Here is a 21,851-nt window from a genome sequence, read left to right as displayed (position 1 = left end):
CCCACCCTCCGCTAATCTACTGTTTATTCTAGACCCTGATCGATCAAAAGCTCTGCCCGCTTGTTCAACGCTGCTTTGGCGTCATCTGAGAGTTGGTTCGTTTTTGCTTGTTCCAGATGGTATACGTAATTTTCAAGGTGTTTTACGGCTTGTTCTTCGTGGCCTTTGGCCTGGTGGTGGAGGACTTGCTTCAAGCTGTTGGTCAATTTTTTCACTAACGGAACTTCCACTTCTCCGTTTTCTACATATTGGTCTGTATATTCTTGAAGATACGAGAGGCTTGTCTTAGTTGTAGCACTTACCGATTCACTTGCTTCCGAAACGTTGCCGGCAGCGTCTGAAGCCGTGATCGTGTATTCATAGGTAGTTGCATCTGTTAAGCTGGTGTCTTTGAACGTGGTCTCTGTAGTTTTCACGACTTGTTTACCGTCACGATATACAGTGTAATCAGTTACCCCAACGTTATCAGTAGATGCTTTCCAGTTTAGTTCGATTTCATTTGCCGAAATTGCCGATGCATCGACATTTGTCGGAGCTGTCGGTGCAGATTTGTCGGCCGATTCTGTCAATTCAGCAATTTCATTTGCCGAAAGCGCGCGGTTGTAGACTCGGAAGTCATCGAACTTCCCATCGAATAAACTGTGGGCATCTCTTCGCGACTTTCCAAGCGCATTCAAAGTTGTTTCCATCAGCATCCTTGGTTCCATATTAAATACGGAACTGTTGGCCACTTCTTCCCCATCTACGTAGAGGCTGGCATTAAAGTCGTTCATGGTTACAGCTACATGATGCCATTCGCCGGTCGACATGCTTGCTGCCCGAAGTGCATATTTATAACTGGCACCTAGTTTGGAAGATTCGCTTCCAAATTTTTCTGTAAACGGTGTGACGACCGCAAACTCGAGACTGCCTGTATCACCCTTTGTGCTCAAATACATCGTGTTACGGTTTGCTACTCTTCCTGTTTCCGAAGAGAAGTCGAAAATCCGCTGGTCCTCCTGGTCTGAATCGACCTGGACCCAAGTAGACATCGTCATGTTTTCCAAGACCAAATCTTGAATCAAGTTTTCCGGCATTTCCACATAACCGGTAGATCCGTCCAAATCGACAGCGTCAGAATCAATTGTTGCTCCGCCGACTAGCTGCGCATCATGGCCATTGCCTGATACGTCTTTGACCGTCTCGCCGTCTATATCGTCACCGTCGAATGTATAGTGGACGACGGGCTTTTCGACTGACTTTGGAGAATCCATGCCACATTTTTCTTGAAGGGCATCATATTCTTCATTGGTGATTGGAATCACTGTGCCATGACGAGGTCCCGGGGGCAGGGCATACTCGGATGCTGGTACAACGTTGTTTACCAACTGTTCGCCGTCAGACAAATCGGTCGTCCAGCGAACATGATATGGCCACGAATCGAGGAACAGGTACCATTTGTCTTCATGGATATCTTTGAAGACCGTCTGCCCTTCGTTGTTTCCACCATGGCCGATCAAGCCGCGATTGCCGTCTTTCGTGCCTGCGACCGGTTCGAATTGGAAGCCGTTTTCTTCAATGCCATCCAAGTCATCGAAGATATTGGTTGCTTTTTCGTAATAAACTTTGTAGTTCACTTCTGATTTGGTGAATCGGTAAAGTGTTTCCCCGTCTTGAATGAAGCTCGTATCGATGGTCGGGAAGGAATCGTCGATCATCACTTTCGGCTCAGAGAATTCATAGAAATCTCTTGTCGTCGCATAGTACATGACATTGTACTGGCCATTAGGCCTGCCGTTCGGATAATTGCCGTACGTTTCTTCGTTAGGGATGGAAGATGCCCAGAACACGACATATTCACCAGTTTTTTCGTTATAAAAAGCTTCCGGTGCCCACGTGTTTCCGCCATTTTCTGGTGCCACTTCGACCATTCTCTGCTCGCTCCAGTTTACTAGGTCGTCAGATTCCCAGACCATGATCGAATGGCTTCCAGTAATCTGGGCCTGGTCAAAGTTGGTGCTTTCGCCCATCTTCAAGTCGGTGGCGATCATGTAAAATTTATCGCCTTCAGGAGAGCGCATCACAAATGGGTCGCGCAATCCTTTTTCACCCATCGTCGACTGGATGACGGACTGGCCGTTGTTCAATGCTTCCCAGTGCAATGGATCTTTGGCTGTTGCAAACGAAATTTCTTCTCCACCTTCATACTCTCCAGTAAAATACGAGAAGAAGTACGCATCATATTCCTTTTCGCCGGGATCTGCGATAACCGTCACGTCAAATGTCTTTTCGATTTCAGCTTCACCGCTCGAGATCGTTGCGGTCAGCGTAACCTCTGTATCTATTTCCGGACGGTTGACAACGCCAAGCTTGTTCGGATCGTCAACGGCTTCGGCGGTTCCTTTGATAATGTCAGGGTGGGATGATCCCCAAGTAATCGCAGAACCGTTTTCCCCGTCTGTCGCCAAGTGAAGATTGCCTTTCACATTATCCTGGTTATACACGATGACGTCATCGGCATCGAGCTCCGCCTTTTGTCGATCGGTATATTCACTTAATACGACCACATCGAACGTTTTTGTTGTTTCCAGGCCTTCGTAGGATAGATCTGCAGTAAGCTCGACCTCTCCTGCCGGCTCTCCTGCCGCCGGGCGTGTTACCGTCCCGTCATAGGAAATGATATTCGTATCGCTGGAAGACCAGGAAACAGCGACACCATACTTTCCAGTTCCCGGGAGTGTTAAGTCTTTTGTGATTTCTTTCGTACTGGCGTCACCTTCAGCCAAGTACTCGGAAACATCCAGTGATTGTGCCGCATCATCAAGGACAAGCTGGTTGATTTGATCTGCCTTTTCTGCTGTTTCAACCGATAAAGCCGCTACTTGATCAGGGTTTAAAGCCTTGTTGTAAACCCGGAAGTCACCAATCATCCCTTTAAAGTAAGAGTCGTTCTGAAAAATCGATTTTCCGATGAACCCGGAAAAATCGGCCGAAGAATCAATGATGTCGGCTAACTTTTTCCCTTGTGCAGAGCCAGTCGCAACCTCTTGCCCGTTTACATAAAGTGTCAACGTGTCATCGGAACCGGAGAATACCGTTGTCATGACTTGCCAACTGCCGGATTCCAATGGCTGATTTCCTCTGATCAGTGCTTCACTTCTCCAGCCAGCTTCCGAAATTCCAGCCGCGGCCGTATTATTGCTTCCATGTCTCGGTGTGGCAAAAAAGTAGCTGTTGCCGTTCGCAATGTCGCTGGAAACCTTTCCGAAGCCGTATATCCAGCGGTTTGCTCCATCATTGGTCCAATTGACGAGCGCGGAGACCGTCACGTCTTCCAAGCCGCTTAACAAATCGGCTCCATCTTCGTTTTTCGGAATTTCAATATAACCACTGTCGGAATTGGAATCACCGCCATTAAAGGCAACATATCCGGCTTCACCGTTGGTCATCAATTGCCCGTTGTCCGGATTTTTGAAAGTACCGTCAAATGCTCCATCTCCAGCGACATCCGGAATAATCTTGTCATCACCGTTTTCACTAATGGCTTTCATATCATAATGCAAGATCAAACCGTCTGCTTCTGCCGCAGTTGCGGAAGGCACGAAAGCATTCGGAATGGCAGTAAGTAGGAGAAGAAAACTTAACAAAATGTATAAACTGTTTTTCCTGCGTATCATTATGCGCTCCTTTCTTTAATACAGTTTTAGTCGTACCAGGTTAAATCACCAAGTTTTTAACACCTCCCTTCCTGAACGAAAGTCAATGCTGTGTAACGGTTTGGCTTTTGCTTCTTCCTCTGACCGAGCTCAAGCGCTGAAAGACAATAAATAATAACAGCAAAACGCCGATTGCTATTTTTGTCCACCAGGAGCTGAGTGTTCCTTCAAACACGATCAATGTCTGGATGATTCCCAATATCAAGACACCGACAACACTACCGGCAACGTAACCGACTCCGCCTGTTAAGAGCGTACCGCCGATGACTACCGCTGCAATAGCATCCAATTCCAAGCCATTCGCATGCAGTCCGTATCCTGATAACATGTAAAACGTAAACACAAGCCCGGCAAGCGAAGAACAGAACCCGCTCAGCGTATAAATGAGAATCTTGGTTCTTCCTACCGGAAGTCCCATCAGCAAGGCAGACTGTTCGTTTCCTCCGATGGCGTAGACGTTTCTCCCAAACTTGGTGTAATGGGCCAAAAAGATGGCTGCCGCCACGATAGCAAGGGCAATCAGCACACTGATCGAAATATAAAAGTTACCGAAATAAATTTTGGTATTGGCCATGAACTGAAAAAATGGATCAGAGACCGCAATCGTCTCGACACTGATCACATAACTCAGCCCGCGTGCCAAAAACATCCCCGCCAGTGTGACGATAAATGGCTGGAGATTGTAAAAATGGATGAGACTGCCCATCATCACCCCAAGAATCGGTCCGATCAGCAAAGCAGCCGGGATAACTATGACCGGTGATACGTTGGCCTGAAGCAGGATGGCTGTCACCATGCTCGTCAAGGCAATCACTGAACCTACGGACAGATCAATTCCCCCGGACAAAATCACAAACGTCATTCCGACAGCGACGATGATCAGAAAGGCGTTATCAATAAACAGGTTCAATACGACTTGCGGCGATGCAAAACCGGTATAATTGATCGAACCATATAAAAACATAAGAATAAATAAACCGATCGTTACTAAGAGCGGGTAATATTTTTTATTGAGCTGCCAGGACATCATGAGATCTTCACCTCTTGTTCATTACTGCTGTTTTCTGGTTCTTTTTTAAGCGGCTTTCTCGTACGCGGACGCAGCACTTTCTGCCTGAATTCCGATGACTGAAGCAAACATACGATGATGACAACAATCGCTTTTACCAACAGGTTTGTTTCCGGCGGAATGCCGATCGAGTAAATCGTTGTTGTCAAACTTTGAATGATCAACGCTCCAATCACAGATCCCATCAAGAAGAACCTTCCGCCCATAAGCGATGTACCGCCGATGACGACGGCCAGGATGGCATCAAGTTCAAACCACAATCCAGCGTTGTTTCCATCGGCACTGGCCACGTTTGAGCTTAGAATCAAGCCACCGACACCGGCACAGAAACCGGAAAATACATAGACTAATAGGATGATATTTTTCGAATTAATTCCTGCCAGCCGACTCGCTTCTGGGTTGGATCCGACCGATTGAATGAAGAGACCGAGTGCTGTCTTTTTCGTCATAAACAAGGCTATCGCCAAAACGGCAGCCACCAAATAGACGGAAAACGGAATGGTAAGCAAATAGCCTCCACCAATAAAGGAATAAGGCTCATAATAAATCGTGGTAATTTGCCCGTTCGTAATCAACTGTGCAATCCCTCGTCCTGCCACCATCAAAATCAACGTGGCGACAATCGGCTGAATTCCGATCCGCGATACTAATAGCCCATTCCATAAACCTGCTGCGAGCGACAGACCGAGCGCTGCAGCGATTGCAATAAACAACGGTGTTAAACTGGTATCCGATGCCATACTCTGTCCGATTGTCATCGCCGCCATCGCCCCGGACATGGCAACCACCGATCCAACCCCAAGGTCGATCCCTTTGGTGGCAATCACAAGCGTCATCCCGATTGAAATCAGGATGAGCGGTGCCCCACGGTTGACGATATCCACGAGACTTCCGGTCAAATGGCCATTTTTCACTTCGACCTTAAAAAAGCCCGGATCGACAAATAAGTTGATGGCAAGGATGATAACGAGGACGAGGATGGGCCAGAATAGTCTTGATTTCAACATATCAACCCACTCCTCCCGCTATTTCTTTCATAATATCCTGCTGCTTGATTTCCTCCCGGTTTTCCAGTTCCGATACCTTTTTATGATCCCGTAAAACGGAAATCCGGCTGCACGTACGCAAAATTTCTTCCAGCTCGGCCGAAATAAAGACAATCGACATGCCCTCTTCACTTAATGACAGCATCAGCTTCTGAATCTCTGCTTTGGCCCCGATATCGATACCGCGGGTCGGCTCATCAAGAATAAGTAAGTCCGGGTTGGTTAAAAGCCATCTGGCCAGAAGCACCTTCTGCTGGTTGCCCCCGCTCAAGTTCTTAATCAACTGCTCGGGATTAGGAGGATTGATGTTCAACAGTTTGATATATTCATCTACCATTTCTTCCTGCCGTTTTCTCGAGATATAATTAAACCAGCCCTTTCTTCCCTGCACGGCCAGAATCATATTTTCGCGGATCGACAAATCACTGATAATTCCTTCTGATTTCCGGTTTTCCGAGGAAAAGGCAATGTTGTTGGCAATAGCCTGTTTCGGAGAATTCAGATACACCTTTTTTCCTTTGATCCTCACCGTACCGCTGTCGGCTTTATCAGCACCGAACAGCAGCCTGGCAAGCTCTGACCTTCCCGAACCAAGCAAACCAGCAAGACCCATGATCTCACCTTTGCGAAGTTCCAGGTTAAAAGGCTGAATTTTCCCAGTTTTAGAAAGCTGTTCCGCTGCAAGCACTGTTTCATAGTCGCCCTTGTTCGTCAGCGCAAGATTATCTGTAATCGATTTACTATTGTTAAACTCCTTCCCGATCATTTTCGAAATCAATTCGTATCGTGGCAGAGACTCTGTCTTGTATTCGCCAATCCATTCGCCGTTTCGCAAAACGGTCAACCGATCTGTAATTTCATAGATTTGGTCAAGGAAGTGGCTTATAAACACGATGCAAAGGCCATCGTTCTTCAGTTTCCGAATGACAGAGAACAGCTTTCGCACTTCATTCAAATCAAGACTCGATGTTGGTTCATCCAAAATCAGCACCTTTGCCTGGACATTCAAAGCGCGGACAATTGCCACCATCTGCTGAATGGCGACGGAATAGGAACCGAGCGTTTTCGAAACATCGATATCCAGGTTGAGTTCCGTCAATAGTTTTTCCGCTCTCCGGTTCATTTCTTTCCAGTCGATTTTGCCTTTTTTCATGATTTCGTGGCCAATGAAGATATTTTCAACAACGGACAAATTCGTACACAGGTTTACTTCCTGATAAACAGTACTTATTCCGAGATTTTGTGCTTCAAGCGGAGTCGACACTTCGACAGACCTGCCGTCCAGCGTGACGGTTCCTTCGTCTTTTGTATAAACCCCGGTCAGCACTTTAATCAGGGTCGATTTCCCGGCACCGTTTTCACCCATTAAGGCATGTACCTCTCCCGGGAATAAACGCAAGCTGACATTCGATAACGCTTTGACTCCAGGAAATGTTTTGGTGATTCCCTTCATCTCTAGTTTCGGAATGGCTATCTCCAAGGTGATACCTCCTATTTGATATTCTTGTTAGAAAAACAGCCGCTCAAATATGATTTAAGCGGCTTGGCCATTATTTTATTAGTACTTACGAGTTGGAAGAAGCTCTTCCGCTTGATCCATTGTGTAAATACTTTCTTTTACAGAAATTCGCTTTTCAAGTGTTTCCCCTGCAGCATGCGCTTCGATCAAATCGACAAGCTGAGGTCCAAACAACGGGTTACATTCAACGGTAACATTCATCTTGCCGGCAGCCATCGCTTCAAATGCACCTTTCACAGCGTCCACACCGATAACCTTAATATCTTCGCCCGGCTTCAAGCCGTATTCTTCAATGGCCTGAATCGCACCGATCGCCATGTCATCGTTATGCGAGTAAAGGACATCGATGTTTTCTCCTTCAGACTTTAAGAATGCTTCCATGACTTCCTTCCCTTTGGCACGGGTAAAGTCTCCGGATTGAGATTTGATGATTTTGAAGTTCGGATGCTCAGCCATAACTTCTTCAAAACCTTCTTTACGGTCAATAGCCGGCGCAGATCCGACAGTACCTTGAAGTTCCACGATATTAATATCGCCTTCTACCCCTTCCATCTCTTCGGCAAGCCAGTTAGCAGCCTTTCTTCCTTCTTCCACAAAGTCAGAGCCAAGGAAAGTCACCCATAAAGAGTCATCCTCGATATCTACCGCTCTGTCAGCAAGGAATACCGGAATTCCTGCATCTTTCGCTTCCTTCAGTACTGTTTCAAACCCAGTTTCTACTACTGGAGAGAACACGATTGCATCGACTTTTTGCGCGATAAATGAACGGATTGCTTTGATTTGGTTTTCCTGTTTTTGCTGGGCATCTGAGAATTTCAACTCATGGCCTGCATCGGTAATGGCGCTCTTGATAGATTCGGTGTTTGCAGTCCTCCATTCACTCTCAGCACCAACCTGGGAAAAACCGATCACCAGCTTATCGCCAGAAGACCCGCCTCCTCCTTCTCCAGTACTTGCGTTTCCTTCTTTACTAGCGGATGAACATGCAGCTAATACAAGCACCAATGACATGATAAGCAGTAACCCTACACTTTTTAATCTTCTTGCCATTAACTTAGTTCCCCCTTGTCAAAATTGGATTTTTTGCTAACAATCTTGTCGTTTTCATTAGCTTGCTTCAATTGTAAAGCGCTTTCAAGGTTTATTGAATAGAATCATTTACGCAAAAACTAGAAATATTTTCACTCATACAAAGCAGGCGATCGAAAAAAGTGGAAAAATTTTCGGAAAATTGTAATTTTTTATACAAAAAAAGTAAACTAAGAACCCCCAACCTTTATTATTAAGCCGCTAACTGCGTTTTTGCCATCACCTTGATTGGTGAGTAAATCAGAAAAGGTTCAGAAAATTATATTTATTTTAATTAAAAACTGTGTTTTAATGGAAAAGAAATAGAAGGACTAATTCATACTCCAATCCAGCTTAAAGCAACTTTTCAACTTCAACCGAATGTAACCGCTTACTAAAAATTAGGGATTTCATAAGCAAAGGAAAAGATAGATGAAACTTAAAAAATGGTTAGTTTCCAGTCTGCGCACAAAGCTTCTAGTCATGTTTATCCTGTTAACGGTAATACCACTCATCATCGTCGGAATGGTTTCCTATGTAAAATCAATCCATATCATTTCGCAAAATGCCAGTACCTCCGCACAGCTTCAAGCTAGTCAGGCCAGCCAGCAAATTAACGTCATTTTCGAAGATGTCCAGCGATTTACCGAGATTGGAAACCAGGAAAGCACCGTACAATTCCTTCTCAGCACGGACAACTCATATGAAGATGCCAAAGACATTTTAATCATGTTTGATTTTTATCGGAAAATATACCCGCATAGCGACAACATTCGCGATATCAAAATCTTCAATCTTGATGGAAGGGTGATCAGTGAAAGTGACGGGGTTAATCAATTAGAGAGGATTCCGAAAAACGACCCGAAATTTAAGAACCTGCTGCTACGGGAAGAACAATCGATTATCATTCCGACAACGATTAATGATACCCCGGTGATCTCGATAACCAGCTCTGTCATTTCGGAAATTACCGGAGAAGTAATAGGTTTTATCAATATACTGGTCGATGCCACTGCAATCGAACAAATACTCAATGAAACATCATTGGGAGATACCGGCAGTTTTTATATCGAATCGGAGTTCGGTGAGTCGATCTTTTTTCCAACCAAAAGCAAGCCGGGGCGGGCCTCTATTACTAACAGGGAAATGATTCGAAAAACGAACTCAGGGGTGATCATGAATCAGTCCGGAACGACCGCTACCGTTTTCGACACGGTAGACTCGACCGGCTGGAAGGTTATCGGACAGGCCCCGGTCAAAGAGATCATGAGTGAGGCGAATGAAATCCGGACATTAATCGTTGTCACCGTCGTCTGCAGCATCCTTTTTACCATCACACTCTACTATTTCATTTCCTTAAGAATGATCAGACCAATCCGCCACCTTAAGGAAAAAATGAAGCTTGCTTCCGATGGAAACTTGGATGTAAAGGTATATAACGAAAGTTCCGATGAAATAGCCGATCTTAGCAACAGTTTCAATATCATGATTTCCAAAATCAAATCACTGCTCCAGCAAAGTTTAGAAGAACAAAAACAGCTGACCAATGCAGAGTTCCGCGCACTGCAAAACCAGATCAACCCACACTTTTTATATAATACACTGGATAACATAATCTGGATGGCAGAAAGCAAGAAAAGCACCGAGGTCATTGAAATGACGACCGCTTTGTCCCGCTTTTTCCGGATTACGTTAAGCGGCGGCAAAGACTGGATCACCATCGAGGACGAGCTGGAACATATTCGCAGCTATCTCGTCATTCAAAAAATCCGGTACAGAGATATTCTGTACGTTTCTTTCCATATAAATGAACAGATCCTTCCACATAAAATCTTAAAATTGACGTTGCAGCCGTTGATTGAAAATGCTATCTATCACGGCATTAAAAATCAACGCGGCAAAGGACTGATCATCATTAAAGGGGACTTTGATCTTGACGGCAATATCCGAATCGAAATCATCGACAACGGACAAGGCATAAAAGAGGAAAGACTAAATGAAATTCAGGAACAGCTTGACCGTGGCTTGCCAATGCGCGGTGGAAACAGCGGTATCGGCATGTACAATGTACAGCAGCGCATTCAACTTTTTTTCGGAAAAGCGTACGGCCTAACCGTAAATAGCAGGTACGGCGGAGGCACGATTATATCATTAACCATCCCAGCGGAAGGTGAATCAAATGAAAAAGATATTTCTTTTGGATGATGAGGTTCAAGTAAGAGAGGGAATCAAAAATAGCGTTGACTGGGCAAACAAAGGATTCGACTATTGCGGGGATGCCCCCGACGGCGAAGTGGCCCTCCCTTTAATCAAAAAGCAGCAACCCGATATCGTAATCACCGATATTAAAATGCCGTTTATGGATGGTTTGGAATTAAGCAGAATCCTGCGGGAAGAAATGCCGGATACTAAGATCATCATCTTGAGCGGGCACGACGAATTTGAATATGCCCGGGAAGCGATGCGCATTCAAATTGCCGACTATTGCTTAAAACCGATCAGTGCAGACGAATTGCTGAAGACCTTATATAAGGTGTCCTCCCAAATCGACCAGGAAGCATTGGAAAAGAAAAAAATGAATGAGTTACAAAATGAAGCAACCAAAAACCGAACCAGGTACCAGGAAACATTTTTAAATGAAGTCTGCGAAGGTTCCTTTTCACCTTCTGATGCGGTAAAAAAAGCCGCACAGTTAGAAGTCGAATTAATCGCCAGTTTTTATTATGTACTCCTGTTGGAAACAGAGTCGATACCTATAGATATCATCGATTCGATTCAAACCGACTATCCTTGCCTGTCTTTTAAGAGTACGAAAAAAGAAATGGTGTTTATTATGAAAGGTGAAACAGAAAGCCGGATTCACGAAGAAAGGTACGAGGTAAAAGAAAGGCTTGCGGACAAGATTAAGCAGGATATCGAGCGTCCCATACTATACGGCTTCGGAAAAGTAGAAAGCCGGATTCATGGAATTTCCCTCTCCTATTCCCAGGCCGTAGAAGACAAAAACTACAATAAAATGGTGCAGAGAAACAAAGCCCAGGACAGCGAAGAAAACATACTGCATAATGATGAAATGTTCATCTCCAATCGGAACGAGTTGATTTCGTTTCTGAAGAATGGCGACCCGACCGAGATTACGGCATTTGCGAAAAGCTATACGTCCTTGATTGAAGCATCAAATAACAGCGCAGCGTTTTTCCTCTATTATTCATTGATTGATTTCACATTGACCATTAAACAATATTTGAAGGAACAGGAAATCGAGGATGTCGTGCTGCTGAAGGAGATGGCCAACCGTGAAGTTCTAGCAGGCTGGATTAAGGAATATTCGGAAGTCGAATCTTATATTGCCGACATGCTGCAGCTTGTCATGAAATCAGGGATTTTTTCTTCCGGGAAGGTCAATCCGCTCATCCGTAAAGCACAGGATTATATCCAAGAACACTTTAATGATTCGGAATTATCACTGCAGACGGTTGCCGATAAGGTCAATGTCAGCCCATCATACTTCAGCCGAATGTTCAGCAAGGAAACCGGCAAAACCCTGGTCGAATATATCACATCGATACGGATAGAACATGCCAAGAAGCTGTTGAAATCAACGAACCAACGGACGTACGAGATTGCCCAAAGAGTCGGGTACAGTGACTCCCATTATTTTTGCAACCTATTCAAAAAAGTGACGGGAATGACAACCAGACAATATAAAATACGCGGTTAGCTGTAAATGGCTTTCTGAAACAAAGGGGGGGAATACAATGAAGAAGTTCCTTAGCCTCGGTGTCTGCCTTTTTTCATTGATGATCATTTCCTCTTGCAGCAATTTGCTGGCGACCGGAATCAGCAAAGAAACAGATACAAACAGCGAGACAAAAAACGCAGCCCTGAAACCAGAGGACCCGCTAACATTTGGAATCATCTATCCTGTCAATCATCCTTTTTTCAAAAACGTTACGGACAGCGCCACCAAAAAGGCGGCCGAGATGGGGATTGAACTTCTTATTCAGGCACCGTACGCCCCTAATGTTGATGAGCAAATTAATATATTAAAAAATATGATCAAAAAAAAGGTTGATGGCATTGCCATCGGTCCAAACAATCCAGCGGCACTGACGCCATTTATCAATGAAGCTATCGAACAGGGGATCAATGTGATCTGTTTTGATACGGATGCCCCGGAAAGTAAACGCCTGTCATTTATCGGAACGGATAATATACTTGCCGGAAAACATATGGGCCGAGTCGTGGCAAAATTGCTTGATTATGAGGGTAAGATTATAATCAGTTCCGGGATGTCCACGATGGCTAATCTGAATAACAGGATTAAAGGAGTGAAGCAGGTTATCGGAAAACACCCGAAACTGGAAATTGTCGATATTCGCTATAGTGAAGGGGTTCCCGCCAAAACATTGACGAATATCGAAGGAATGATCAAGGAGTATCCTGATTTCGATGTCATGGTCGGTATTGACTCCCTGACCGGCCCTGCAGTGGTGACCGCCTGGAAAGCTCAGGGAATAGACAAAGACGTCGTCACCTTTGACAACTTACCTGACATAATAAACGGGATTAAAAACAAGCAAATTACCAGTACCATCTCCCAACGCCAATCTATCTGGGGTGACCTGATTGTGACAGCTCTCCATGACGTCCATTACGGCCGCTCTTTATCACCTACATACTATACCAAAACAACCGAATTCAACTTTGACAACATCCATGAAAATACTGACTAACGGTTCGCCCGTTTATATCCCAAAATAGACTCCCCTTGATTTCTAAAGGAGGAGATTCTTTAACAACTCCCCGAAAACGTTATCATAGTTATTATGGCAATTGGTCTACCTTTTAGCGATTATGTCGTAGAGGCAAACCAGAGTTATTACAGAATCCTTTTTCTCCTCCAGCAAACAGTAATAAGGGGAGAGATCCAACCAACTTGCAAGTCAAAGCAATCAAAGAAGCCGATTCAATAGAAACAGCTTTTTATTTGAAACCCTATCAAACAGATTAGATTTGGCCAATAAAGCTTCTGAATGCCTCTTGCCCGTTATTATCTCGTTAAATACACCAGCATGCTCCAGCACAGTCGAAAATGTTTTCCCTATTTCTTCTTGAAGAACCTGCTCAATATTATCTTCACTTAAAGCGGTATATTCATTTTTTATCCGTTTTTCCCAATCGATATGTTTAGCAGTCCTATCGTCTTCTTTTCCTTTAGTATCCAGATTATCACTAAGTATATATTTGCCTGGCAATTCCATCTCTTCAACCATGAGGGCTGGATATAGCGTGTTTGGCCAGTAGTAACGGTAGCTTAAGACAAGCAGGTACGAAGTCACTTGTATTTATGAAAAACTGGTACCAAACTTCCGACCTGAGGAAAACGAATCTCATAAAATAATTAATACAGGACTCGAATAGCGATTCGCAGTTTGTATAAAACCCAAAAAACGAGCAGAAATCAAATCTGCTCGCTTCCTCTTTACCGAATCGTTTCCAACAACTGATATGCTTCTTCTCTCGTCTTCACATTCAGTAACTCTTCTCTGAATTTCTCATCCATCAATCGACGTGACAACATTTGCAGGATCTTCAGGTGATCATCGCCTTGCCGCTCTTTTGGTACAGCGATCATGAAGATGAGTTTGGCATCGGTTCCATCCATACTGTTCCAGTCGACTCCGTCACGCTTAATACCAAATACGACGGCTGGCTTTTTGACTGCGGACGACTTACCGTGCGGGATGGCAATGTTCATGCCTAATCCTGTACTGCTTTCCTGTTCACGATTAAGGATCGCTTGTTTGAAATCTGCCTGTGAATCGAGTATGCCTTCTGTATTCAACGTATCAATCAATTCATCAATGACGTCATCACGAGTCGTCCCTGCCAAATCGATATTAATCAATTCAGGTGTTGTGATATCCGTCAGTTTCGTGATTTCTTTTGGCTGTTCCATTTTTTCCGTGCCAGTGGCAGCACTGCCAGCAGTCTCTGCCGGCTCGTCAGCAACAGTTGCTTCTCCGGCTGGTACGCCTGCTGCAGCCACGTCTTTTTTCAAGAAGTTGATCATAAACGCGGTAACCAGTACCCCAACCGTAAGTGCAACGAAGAACATCAACACATTATCAACTGCTCCTAATACAGCCACGATTGGTCCGCCGTGGGCGACACGGTCACCGACATTGCTTAACATAGCGATGACGGAACCGACCATCGAACCTGTAACAATACTCGGAATAACGCGGAGCGGATCCTGGGCTGCGAATGGAATCGCGCCTTCCGTGATACCGAATAATCCCATCGTGAATGATGCTTTACCAGTTTCACGCTCGGCTTGCTGGTATTTCTTTTTGTTGATGAATGTGGCCAGTCCCATACCGATCGGCGGGATAGCGATGGCAACTGCGATTGGTCCCATGATACCGTAGTTTCCTTCTGCGATCATGGCAGCACCGAATAAGAATGCAACTTTATTGAATGGTCCACCCATATCAACAGCGATCATCGCACCTAGAATCATCGCCAATACAATTGAGCTTGTTCCCTGCATGCCTTCCAGCCATCCGGTCAGTCCTTCAAATACGCTGGCAACCGGTGCACCGATTACAAAGATGAACAGCAATCCAACAACCAATGACGCAAGGATCGGGATGAAAATAATCGGCATGACTGGCTGTACAGCCTGAGGTACTTTGATTTTCTTAATAGCTAAAACAACATAACCTGCTAAGAACCCGGCGATGATACCACCGATGAAACCGGCTCCCGCTTCACTTCCATAAAAACTTCCGTTAGCTGCGATATACCCGCCGATGACACCCGGCGCTAAACCAGGACGGTCGGCGATACTGACGGCAATGAAGCCAGCCAAAATCGGTACCATGAACGTAAACGAGGCTCCACCTAATGCTTCAATCTGTTTCCAGAAAGAATCCTCTGGAATCTTAAGACCTCCAGGTGTTTGCTCGCCTCCGAGTGCTAATGCGAGCGCTATCAAAAGTCCCCCGACAACGATGAACGGAATCATATACGATACACCATTCATTAAGTGGCGGTAAATTGGATTTTCTTTTTCCTTTTTTTGTTTCTTAACATCCGCTACGGAAGCCGCACCCGCTTTGTAAACGGATACATTTCCTTCCTGAATGCGCTGAATCAACGCTTTTGGATCACGAATCCCTTCCTGTACCCCTACGACAACGAGCTTTTTCCCGATAAAACGTTCTTTGGAAACTTCTTTATCACTGGCTATGATGATGCTGTCTGCTTCTTCGATATCTTTATCGGTCAGCGCATTCTCAACACCAATCGAACCTTGCGTCTCAACTTTGATATCTACGCCCATTTCTTCGCCTGCTTTTTGCAAGTTTTCAGCAGCCATATAGGTGTGAGCGATTCCAACTGGACACGCGGTTACAGCTAGTATTTTCATGTGTTTCCACCCCACTTTTTTTATTTGTAACCTTATGATACGACAATTTTCGGCATAAAAAATAATTCATTTTTACCGGAGCTACGGTAAAAATGAATTATTGATCGAGCAGCCACATGACCTCCGTGGTATCTCCTGCTCCTGTTAACTTATAGACCATCTCAGGTTTTTCACTAATGGTGGATATCGCCTGGATGAGCGACTTCGTCATAGCCTGGTCTTCTTTTGCAATCGCTAAAAGAAATACAATGGAAACCTGCTCACTCCCCCATTCTAACGGTTGAGCCAAAATAGCCATTGCAACTGTGGAACGATGCACTTCCTCAGTGTGGGCATGGGGTATAGCAATGCCGCCACCAATGGATGTCGCCGAAGAACGTTCCCTGGCTAACGCGCTATGAGGGAAATGGGATGTTACTCTTCCCTTTTCCATTAGTCCCTTAGCCATCAATTCGACGACTTCAAAACGGTGTTCCTGCTTGACTCCCAGATAAATGAATTCTTCATCGAGCAGATTGACGAGCGTGTCCATCGCCTGGCCGTCTTGAATCTCGTTTTCCATTGATTGCAAAAACTCATCCAGTCGCTTTTTATCTTGGGCTTCTAACAATGGAGAAACGACCAGGTTAGGAACGTCAACCTCCGGTAGCGGCTTGGTCGAGATAATCAAATCAACCGTATGCTTCTCCAGGGTTTCTTCCACCTGCCATTCCCCTACAGCAGCTATTACATCAAAGCCTGTATACGACTGTTCAAGCTTTGCCTGAAGCAAATGGGACATACCGACACCGAGATCACAAACGATTAGCACTTTTTTCGCTTGATTCCGTTTTTTATGGAGCCGTTCAACGGCTGCCTGAAAATGAAGCACCAGGTAAGCTGCTTCTTCTTCCGGAAAAGTAAGATCATATTCGGTTTCTACCTCTTCTAGCGCAAGCATGACCATACTGAACATGTAGGGATATTTTTTCTTAATCTCACTAAGCAGCGGATTTTGGATCGTGAATCCGAACCGGATCCGGCTGATGGTCGGTTCCATATGGGTGTGAAGTCCGGCCATCAACGTCTCGTCAGCAGAAAAATCAATCAGCGTAAGCTTCTGTAATTTTGATGTCAATACATCAACGATTTCCGTTACCCCGGAGCCCTTTGCTTGTTTGAATGGATGGTGGGTTCCTTTGCTGCTTAATAGATGTAACGCAAAATACACCCGTTCTTCCTCCGGAAACGGCATCCTAAGCTTCCGCTCCAATCGCTTCAAAAACCAGGTCGCTATCCCGTATTCTTCTGTCTCTGCAACATTAGCTCCCTCGGCGCTATCCAGCTGGATCGGCGCACGCTGGGCCGTCCGTTTGATCATGACTAAAGCATGAATCAGGAGACTTTCGAAGTCTCCATTTCCTGTAAGTACGGAAAAATGGTGCTGCATTTCCTTGAGAAACTGACGGACGGTGTTCACCTCAAACGGAGGAAACAAGTTTATTATCTCCTTATTTTTTCCCGTACTAGAGGAGACGAGTTCCGGGAGACGAGCTAACGCATTCCGTTTCTGCAGCTCCCCGCCCTCGATGATATGGCCGAGGCGCTGCCTGGAAATCAACGCAAGGTTAAACCGTTCAAGCCAACGGGCAATCAATGCTAAATCATTTTTGATTACATTTTTATTGACGAAATAGGTATCAGCCAATTGCGTCAAGGTAACAGGCCGGTCATTGACCAGTAAATGGTAGGTTATTTCAAGCAGGCGGTCTTCAGAAGATTTTGTTTCCGAGCGGTATAGCTGGTCAAACAACTGGGATTTCTCGTCTTGTTTAATAGATAAGCGTACACCCAGTCCAGGCTTACGCATAAGGGAAGCGGCAGGATAGGCTTGTAAAAAATCCTCCACTGCTTTCATATCATTGCGCACGGTTTTCTCTGAACAAGCAAGTTCAGCCGCAAGCTCCTTCACCTGCTTGTACCCGTCGGAATGCAACGCTAATATTCGTATCAATTCTTTTTGTCTGTCGTTCATGCCAACCACCTGCTGCCTTCGTTTGAAATCATTTTCATTCTACCCTATAGAAAGTCTATCAACAAATGACAGTTTCTTCATCTATTAAAAATGATCATGTTCATCATAAAATCAAATAAAAGTATGACACAATAAAATAAATGTGTTATACTAAATTGAAAATCTGATTTGGAGGAGATAGACATTGACTAAGCAGCCGTATATTCGTTTGTTTGAAGAAATCCACAAGGAAGACATTCCCCTGGTAGGTGGCAAAGGTGCTAACCTGGGTGAACTGATAAACGGAGGTGTCAAAGTCCCTCCTGGTTTTTGTGTCACTGCTAAAGCATACAGCGACTTTATTGCAGAGCGTAACTTGGATAAGTACATACTCGAATTGGTCAACGGTCTGGATATTGAGAATCATGAGCAGCTTCAAATCATCAGTGCTGAAATTAGAAACTTGATCCTTACCACAGATATTTTAGAGCCGATCGAAATGGAAATTCGTAAAGCATATGCACAATTCCAACGCAATCTTCAAGTGGATGACCTATATGTAGCTGTCCGCAGTTCAGCTACAGCAGAGGATTTACCGGAAGCTTCCTTCGCTGGACAGCAGGATACTTACCTTGAAATTGAAGGAATTGCAGAAGTCATTCACCACATAAAAAAATGCTGGGCCTCTCTTTGGACGGCACGTGCGATCTACTATCGTGAAAAACAGTATTTCGATCATTTTGATGTCTCGTTATCCGCTGTCGTGCAGAAAATGGTGAACAGTAAAAAAGCAGGAGTTTTGTTCACCTCGAATCCAATAACGGAAGACCATAATCAGATGATGATCAATGCCAGCTGGGGATTGGGTGAATCCGTGGTGTCCGGGATGGTCTCCCCGGATGAATACATCGTTGATAAAAGTAACAACCAGGTAATCGAAAAACATATTGCCACGAAAAACTTTCTGATTGTGAAGAATGAAAAAGCCGTTGGAACTACCAAAGTCGCTGTTAAAGAATTTTTAGGGGAAGATCTCGTAACCGAACAGTGTCTGACTGAATCAGAAATCGATCAGCTCTCCACCGATGCCCTTCGTATTGAAAAGTTATACAACTCCCCACAGGATATTGAATGGGCGATTGATAGCGATACGGATGAACTTTATATTCTACAGGCACGGCCGATTACTACATTAAAAGAGGAGGAAACAAATGTGATAGAACAAGCGCAAGCTGAATCAAATCGAGTGTCACTTTTACGCGGACTGGCCGCGTCTCCTGGAACAGGAAGCGGAAAGGTAAGAAAAATCAAAGATATCACGGAGATTTCCAAGGTAGAAGATGGGGATATTCTGGTTACTATCATGACGAACCCCGATATGATGCCAGCCATGAAAAAAGCAGCAGCTGTGGTTACAAATGAAGGTGGACGAACGTGTCACGCAGCCATCGTTTCACGGGAATTCGGCATACCTTGTATCGTCGGTTCAAACAACGCGACCGAAGTATTGACTGAAGGAATGGAAGTGACCGTTGACGCTACCCGTGGCGTGGTCTATCAAGGAATTTTGGAAGAAAAACAGGAAGAAACAAAGAATGATAGAAACGTAGAATCATCTGGAATCGAGCAAATCAACCTGCACCAGCTGGCACCAATTACAGGCACGAAAGTTTATATGAACCTTGGCGAGCCGGATTTAATTAGCAAGTACAGTAACCTTCCTTTTGACGGCATCGGTCTCATGCGTACCGAGTTCATTTTCACTCACCTGGTAGGAGCGCATCCAATGTATCTATTAAGGAATGGGGAAGAAAAACAATTTATTGATAAAATGTCCGAAGGAATTACAAAAGTAGCTCAAGACATTTATCCAAAGCCGATCGTCGTCCGTCTAAGTGACTTCCGTTCCAATGAATTTCGTGGTTTAAAAGGCGGCGAGGAAGTTGAACCGATTGAAGCCAATCCAATGATCGGCTGGCGCGGGGTTTCCCGTTATATTTCCCCTGAATACGAGGAAGGTTTCCGTTTGGAATGCCGGGCTATTAAAAAAGTCCGCGATGAATACGGCTTAGTCAACGTCTGGACCATGCTTCCATTTGTCCGCACGACCTGGGAAGTAGAACGTGTCAAAGAAATCATGGCAGAAGAAGGTCTGAAGCAGGATCAGCAATTCAAGATTTGGATCATGGCAGAAGTACCATCTGTCATCTTCCAGGCCGAAGAATTTGCTCAATTGGTCGACGGGTTCAGTATCGGAAGCAATGACCTGACCCAGTTGATTCTCGGATCTGACCGTGATTCCGGTATTCTTAACACCATGGGATATTTTGATGAGCGCAACCCTGCTGTCAAACAAGCAATCAAAATGTTGATCCATGCTGCCCATAAACATGATAAAACCGTCTCAATTTGTGGCCAGGGTCCATCTCTGTATCCTGAATTCACAGAATTCCTGATTCGGGAAGGAATTGATAGTGTAAGTATCAACCCGGATACGGTTGCCGATACAAGAAGGCTGGTAGCCTCTGTAGAGCAGCGGTTGATTTTGAACAAATTAAGATCTATATAATAGAAGAAACTAGTAAAGCGCCCATTATATTGGGCGCTATTACTGTTTGCGTATCTTTTATTAGAAAATAGTAAACTACATTAACTAGCTATAAAACTGGAGGAAATTTCATAACTTGCAGGAGTAATTTGTTTTAATTCTTCAAATGAAATGTCTGATAATACTTCCATAAGGTACATCTTACTGGAAATAAATTTAAATAGTGCATGCTCTGTTACAATCATATCTACTTTTCTTTTCCCGCTGCTTGGATAAGTAAGTTTATTAACTATTTTAGGGTTACCATCTTTGGTAAGGTGAGTTGTAGCAATAATAATTTTTTGTGCTCCCATTACAAGGTCCATCGCTCCTCCTACACCGAGAATGGCTTTACCCGGGATAGCCCAATTTGCAATTTCCCCTGTTTCATCTACTTGCAATGCCCCCAAAACTGCTAAATCAATATGCCCTCCCCTTATCATAGAAAAGGAATCTGCGCTATCAAAGATTGATGCACCTTTGTTTAGTGATACAGGTTGTTTATTAGCGCTTATTAAATCCATATCTGTCTCTTCATCAGCTGGAGTTGCTCCCATCCCTAAAATCCCATTTTCTGACTGAAGGTATACATTCTTATCACCAATACAATCAGGAATAAGAGTAGGAATACCAATCCCTAAATTTACTACATTTCCTTCAACCAATAGTTCCGACACCTTTTTTGCTATTTTCAGCCGAATTGCTTGGCTCAATATATTCCCCCCCTTTTTTAATGTATTTGTTTTCAACGATATAATCTACGTACAAATGTGGGGTTATGATATCTTGAGGCTCTATCTCCCCAGCTTCTACTATTTCATCTACTTCCACGATCACTGTTTTACCAGCTGTTGCCATTACATGGTTAAAATTTAAGGCTGTTTTATCGTAAGTTAAGTTTCCTAGAGTATCTGATCTTGAAGCTTTAATTAAAGCAACATCGCCTTTAATTGCCTTCTCGAACACATATTCTTCTCCATCAATTACTTTTTTCTCTTTATTTTCAGCCAATTTAGTTCCAACCGATGTTTTAGTATAGAAACCACCAATCCCAGCTCCTCCACATCGTAAAGCCTCAGCAAGCGTCCCTTGGGGAACCAATTCTATTTCTAACCTGCCTTCCAGCCATGCTTCGACAGCATGGCGACCAGTTGTAAAATAGGAGCCAACAGCCTTCTTTAAGTTTCCAGCGTCTAGTAATTTACCTAATCCTTTTCCTTTTTCCCCCAAGTTATTACTAACGGCAGTTAAATCTTTTAAATCCGATGAGGCTATTTCATCTAATATAGTAAGAGGTGTGCCCGATACTCCAAAACCTCCTACTAAGATGGAATCCCCATTTTTTATATAACTTATAGCTTTAATTGGTTTTATAAGTTTCTCCATTTAATCACCTTTCACAAAATATAATGATTACTTGGCAGATTTTAATAATA

The 21,851-nt window shown here is 44.2% G+C and carries 14 protein-coding genes; 4 read left to right on the top strand and 10 right to left on the bottom strand.

From position 1 onward, the window contains the following. Window positions 1-23 precede the first annotated feature (23 nt). From BLV00_RS06115 to BLV00_RS06095, 5 genes are all read right to left on the bottom strand, one after another. Window positions 24-3,656: a LamG-like jellyroll fold domain-containing protein gene (locus BLV00_RS06115; RefSeq protein WP_093043500.1), complete on the bottom strand. Its 3,633-nt coding sequence runs from the start codon at window positions 3,654-3,656 to the stop codon at window positions 24-26. A gap of 82 nt (window positions 3,657-3,738) precedes the next feature. Further along, window positions 3,739-4,725 carry a galactofuranose ABC transporter, permease protein YjfF gene (gene yjfF, locus BLV00_RS06110; RefSeq protein ID WP_093043498.1) on the bottom strand — a complete coding sequence of 329 codons (987 nt, stop codon included), beginning with the start codon at window positions 4,723-4,725 and terminating at the stop codon, window positions 3,739-3,741. After that, the gene (locus BLV00_RS06105; RefSeq protein ID WP_093043496.1) at window positions 4,722-5,771 is read right to left on the bottom strand and encodes an ABC transporter permease; all 1,050 of its coding nucleotides are present in this window, start codon (window positions 5,769-5,771) and stop codon (window positions 4,722-4,724) included. The genes yjfF and BLV00_RS06105 overlap by 4 nt, the downstream gene beginning before the upstream one ends. Before the next feature lies 1 nt (window position 5,772). Next, complete coding sequence (locus BLV00_RS06100; RefSeq protein WP_342722128.1) at window positions 5,773-7,290, bottom strand: sugar ABC transporter ATP-binding protein; 1,518 nt, start codon at window positions 7,288-7,290, stop codon at window positions 5,773-5,775. A 78-nt stretch (window positions 7,291-7,368) separates the two neighbouring features. After that, on the bottom strand, window positions 7,369-8,379 hold the full coding sequence (locus BLV00_RS06095) for an ABC transporter substrate-binding protein (protein WP_093043494.1): 1,011 nt from the start codon (window positions 8,377-8,379) through the stop codon (window positions 7,369-7,371). A 450-nt stretch (window positions 8,380-8,829) separates the two neighbouring features. Between BLV00_RS06095 and BLV00_RS06090 the strand changes: the two genes are divergently transcribed. Genes BLV00_RS06090 through BLV00_RS06080 form a run of 3 tightly spaced genes read left to right on the top strand, consistent with a single transcriptional unit; the run spans window position 8,830 to window position 13,133 of the window. Beyond that, on the top strand, window positions 8,830-10,602 hold the full coding sequence (locus BLV00_RS06090) for a sensor histidine kinase (protein ID WP_093043492.1): 1,773 nt from the start codon (window positions 8,830-8,832) through the stop codon (window positions 10,600-10,602). Further along, window positions 10,577-12,118 (top strand): response regulator transcription factor, encoded by a 1,542-nt coding sequence (locus BLV00_RS06085; protein ID WP_093043490.1) that lies wholly within the window; start codon window positions 10,577-10,579, stop codon window positions 12,116-12,118. Before BLV00_RS06090 ends, BLV00_RS06085 begins: the two co-directional genes overlap by 26 nt. Window positions 12,119-12,155: 37 nt before the next feature. Then, window positions 12,156-13,133, top strand: a complete 978-nt coding sequence (locus BLV00_RS06080; protein WP_093043488.1) for a sugar ABC transporter substrate-binding protein — start codon at window positions 12,156-12,158, stop codon at window positions 13,131-13,133. Window positions 13,134-13,352: 219 nt separating this feature from the next. Here the strand turns inward: BLV00_RS06080 and BLV00_RS06075 are convergent, their stop codons facing one another. From BLV00_RS06075 to BLV00_RS06065, 3 genes are all read right to left on the bottom strand, one after another. Next, window positions 13,353-13,673 carry a hypothetical protein gene (locus tag BLV00_RS06075; protein WP_143030688.1) on the bottom strand — a complete coding sequence of 107 codons (321 nt, stop codon included), beginning with the start codon at window positions 13,671-13,673 and terminating at the stop codon, window positions 13,353-13,355. Window positions 13,674-13,882: 209 nt separating this feature from the next. Next, a complete protein-coding gene (locus tag BLV00_RS06070) occupies window positions 13,883-15,835 on the bottom strand; it encodes a PTS fructose transporter subunit IIABC (RefSeq protein WP_093043484.1) in 1,953 nt (650 codons plus the stop codon). A gap of 97 nt (window positions 15,836-15,932) precedes the next feature. Continuing rightward, window positions 15,933-17,849 carry a BglG family transcription antiterminator gene (locus tag BLV00_RS06065; protein ID WP_093043482.1) on the bottom strand — a complete coding sequence of 639 codons (1,917 nt, stop codon included), beginning with the start codon at window positions 17,847-17,849 and terminating at the stop codon, window positions 15,933-15,935. A 184-nt stretch (window positions 17,850-18,033) separates the two neighbouring features. On the opposite strand from BLV00_RS06065, the gene ppsA reads away from it, so the two are divergent. Then, window positions 18,034-20,397 (top strand): phosphoenolpyruvate synthase, encoded by a 2,364-nt coding sequence (gene ppsA, locus BLV00_RS06060; RefSeq protein WP_093043480.1) that lies wholly within the window; start codon window positions 18,034-18,036, stop codon window positions 20,395-20,397. 80 nt (window positions 20,398-20,477) lie between these two features. Here ppsA and BLV00_RS06055 read toward each other — a convergent pair whose 3' ends face one another. Beyond that, on the bottom strand, window positions 20,478-21,128 hold the full coding sequence (locus BLV00_RS06055) for a 3-oxoacid CoA-transferase subunit B (protein ID WP_093043478.1): 651 nt from the start codon (window positions 21,126-21,128) through the stop codon (window positions 20,478-20,480). Beyond that, a complete protein-coding gene (locus BLV00_RS06050) occupies window positions 21,073-21,801 on the bottom strand; it encodes a CoA transferase subunit A (protein ID WP_093043476.1) in 729 nt (242 codons plus the stop codon). Before BLV00_RS06050 ends, BLV00_RS06055 begins: the two co-directional genes overlap by 56 nt. Between the last annotated feature and the right edge of the window lie 50 nt (window positions 21,802-21,851).

Source organism: Thalassobacillus cyri (assembly GCF_900107755.1).
Lineage (GTDB): Bacteria > Bacillota > Bacilli > Bacillales > Halobacillaceae > Thalassobacillus > Thalassobacillus cyri.
The sequence above is the reverse complement of the archived record's forward strand: the minus strand, read 5'-3'. Positions and strand labels throughout refer to the sequence as shown.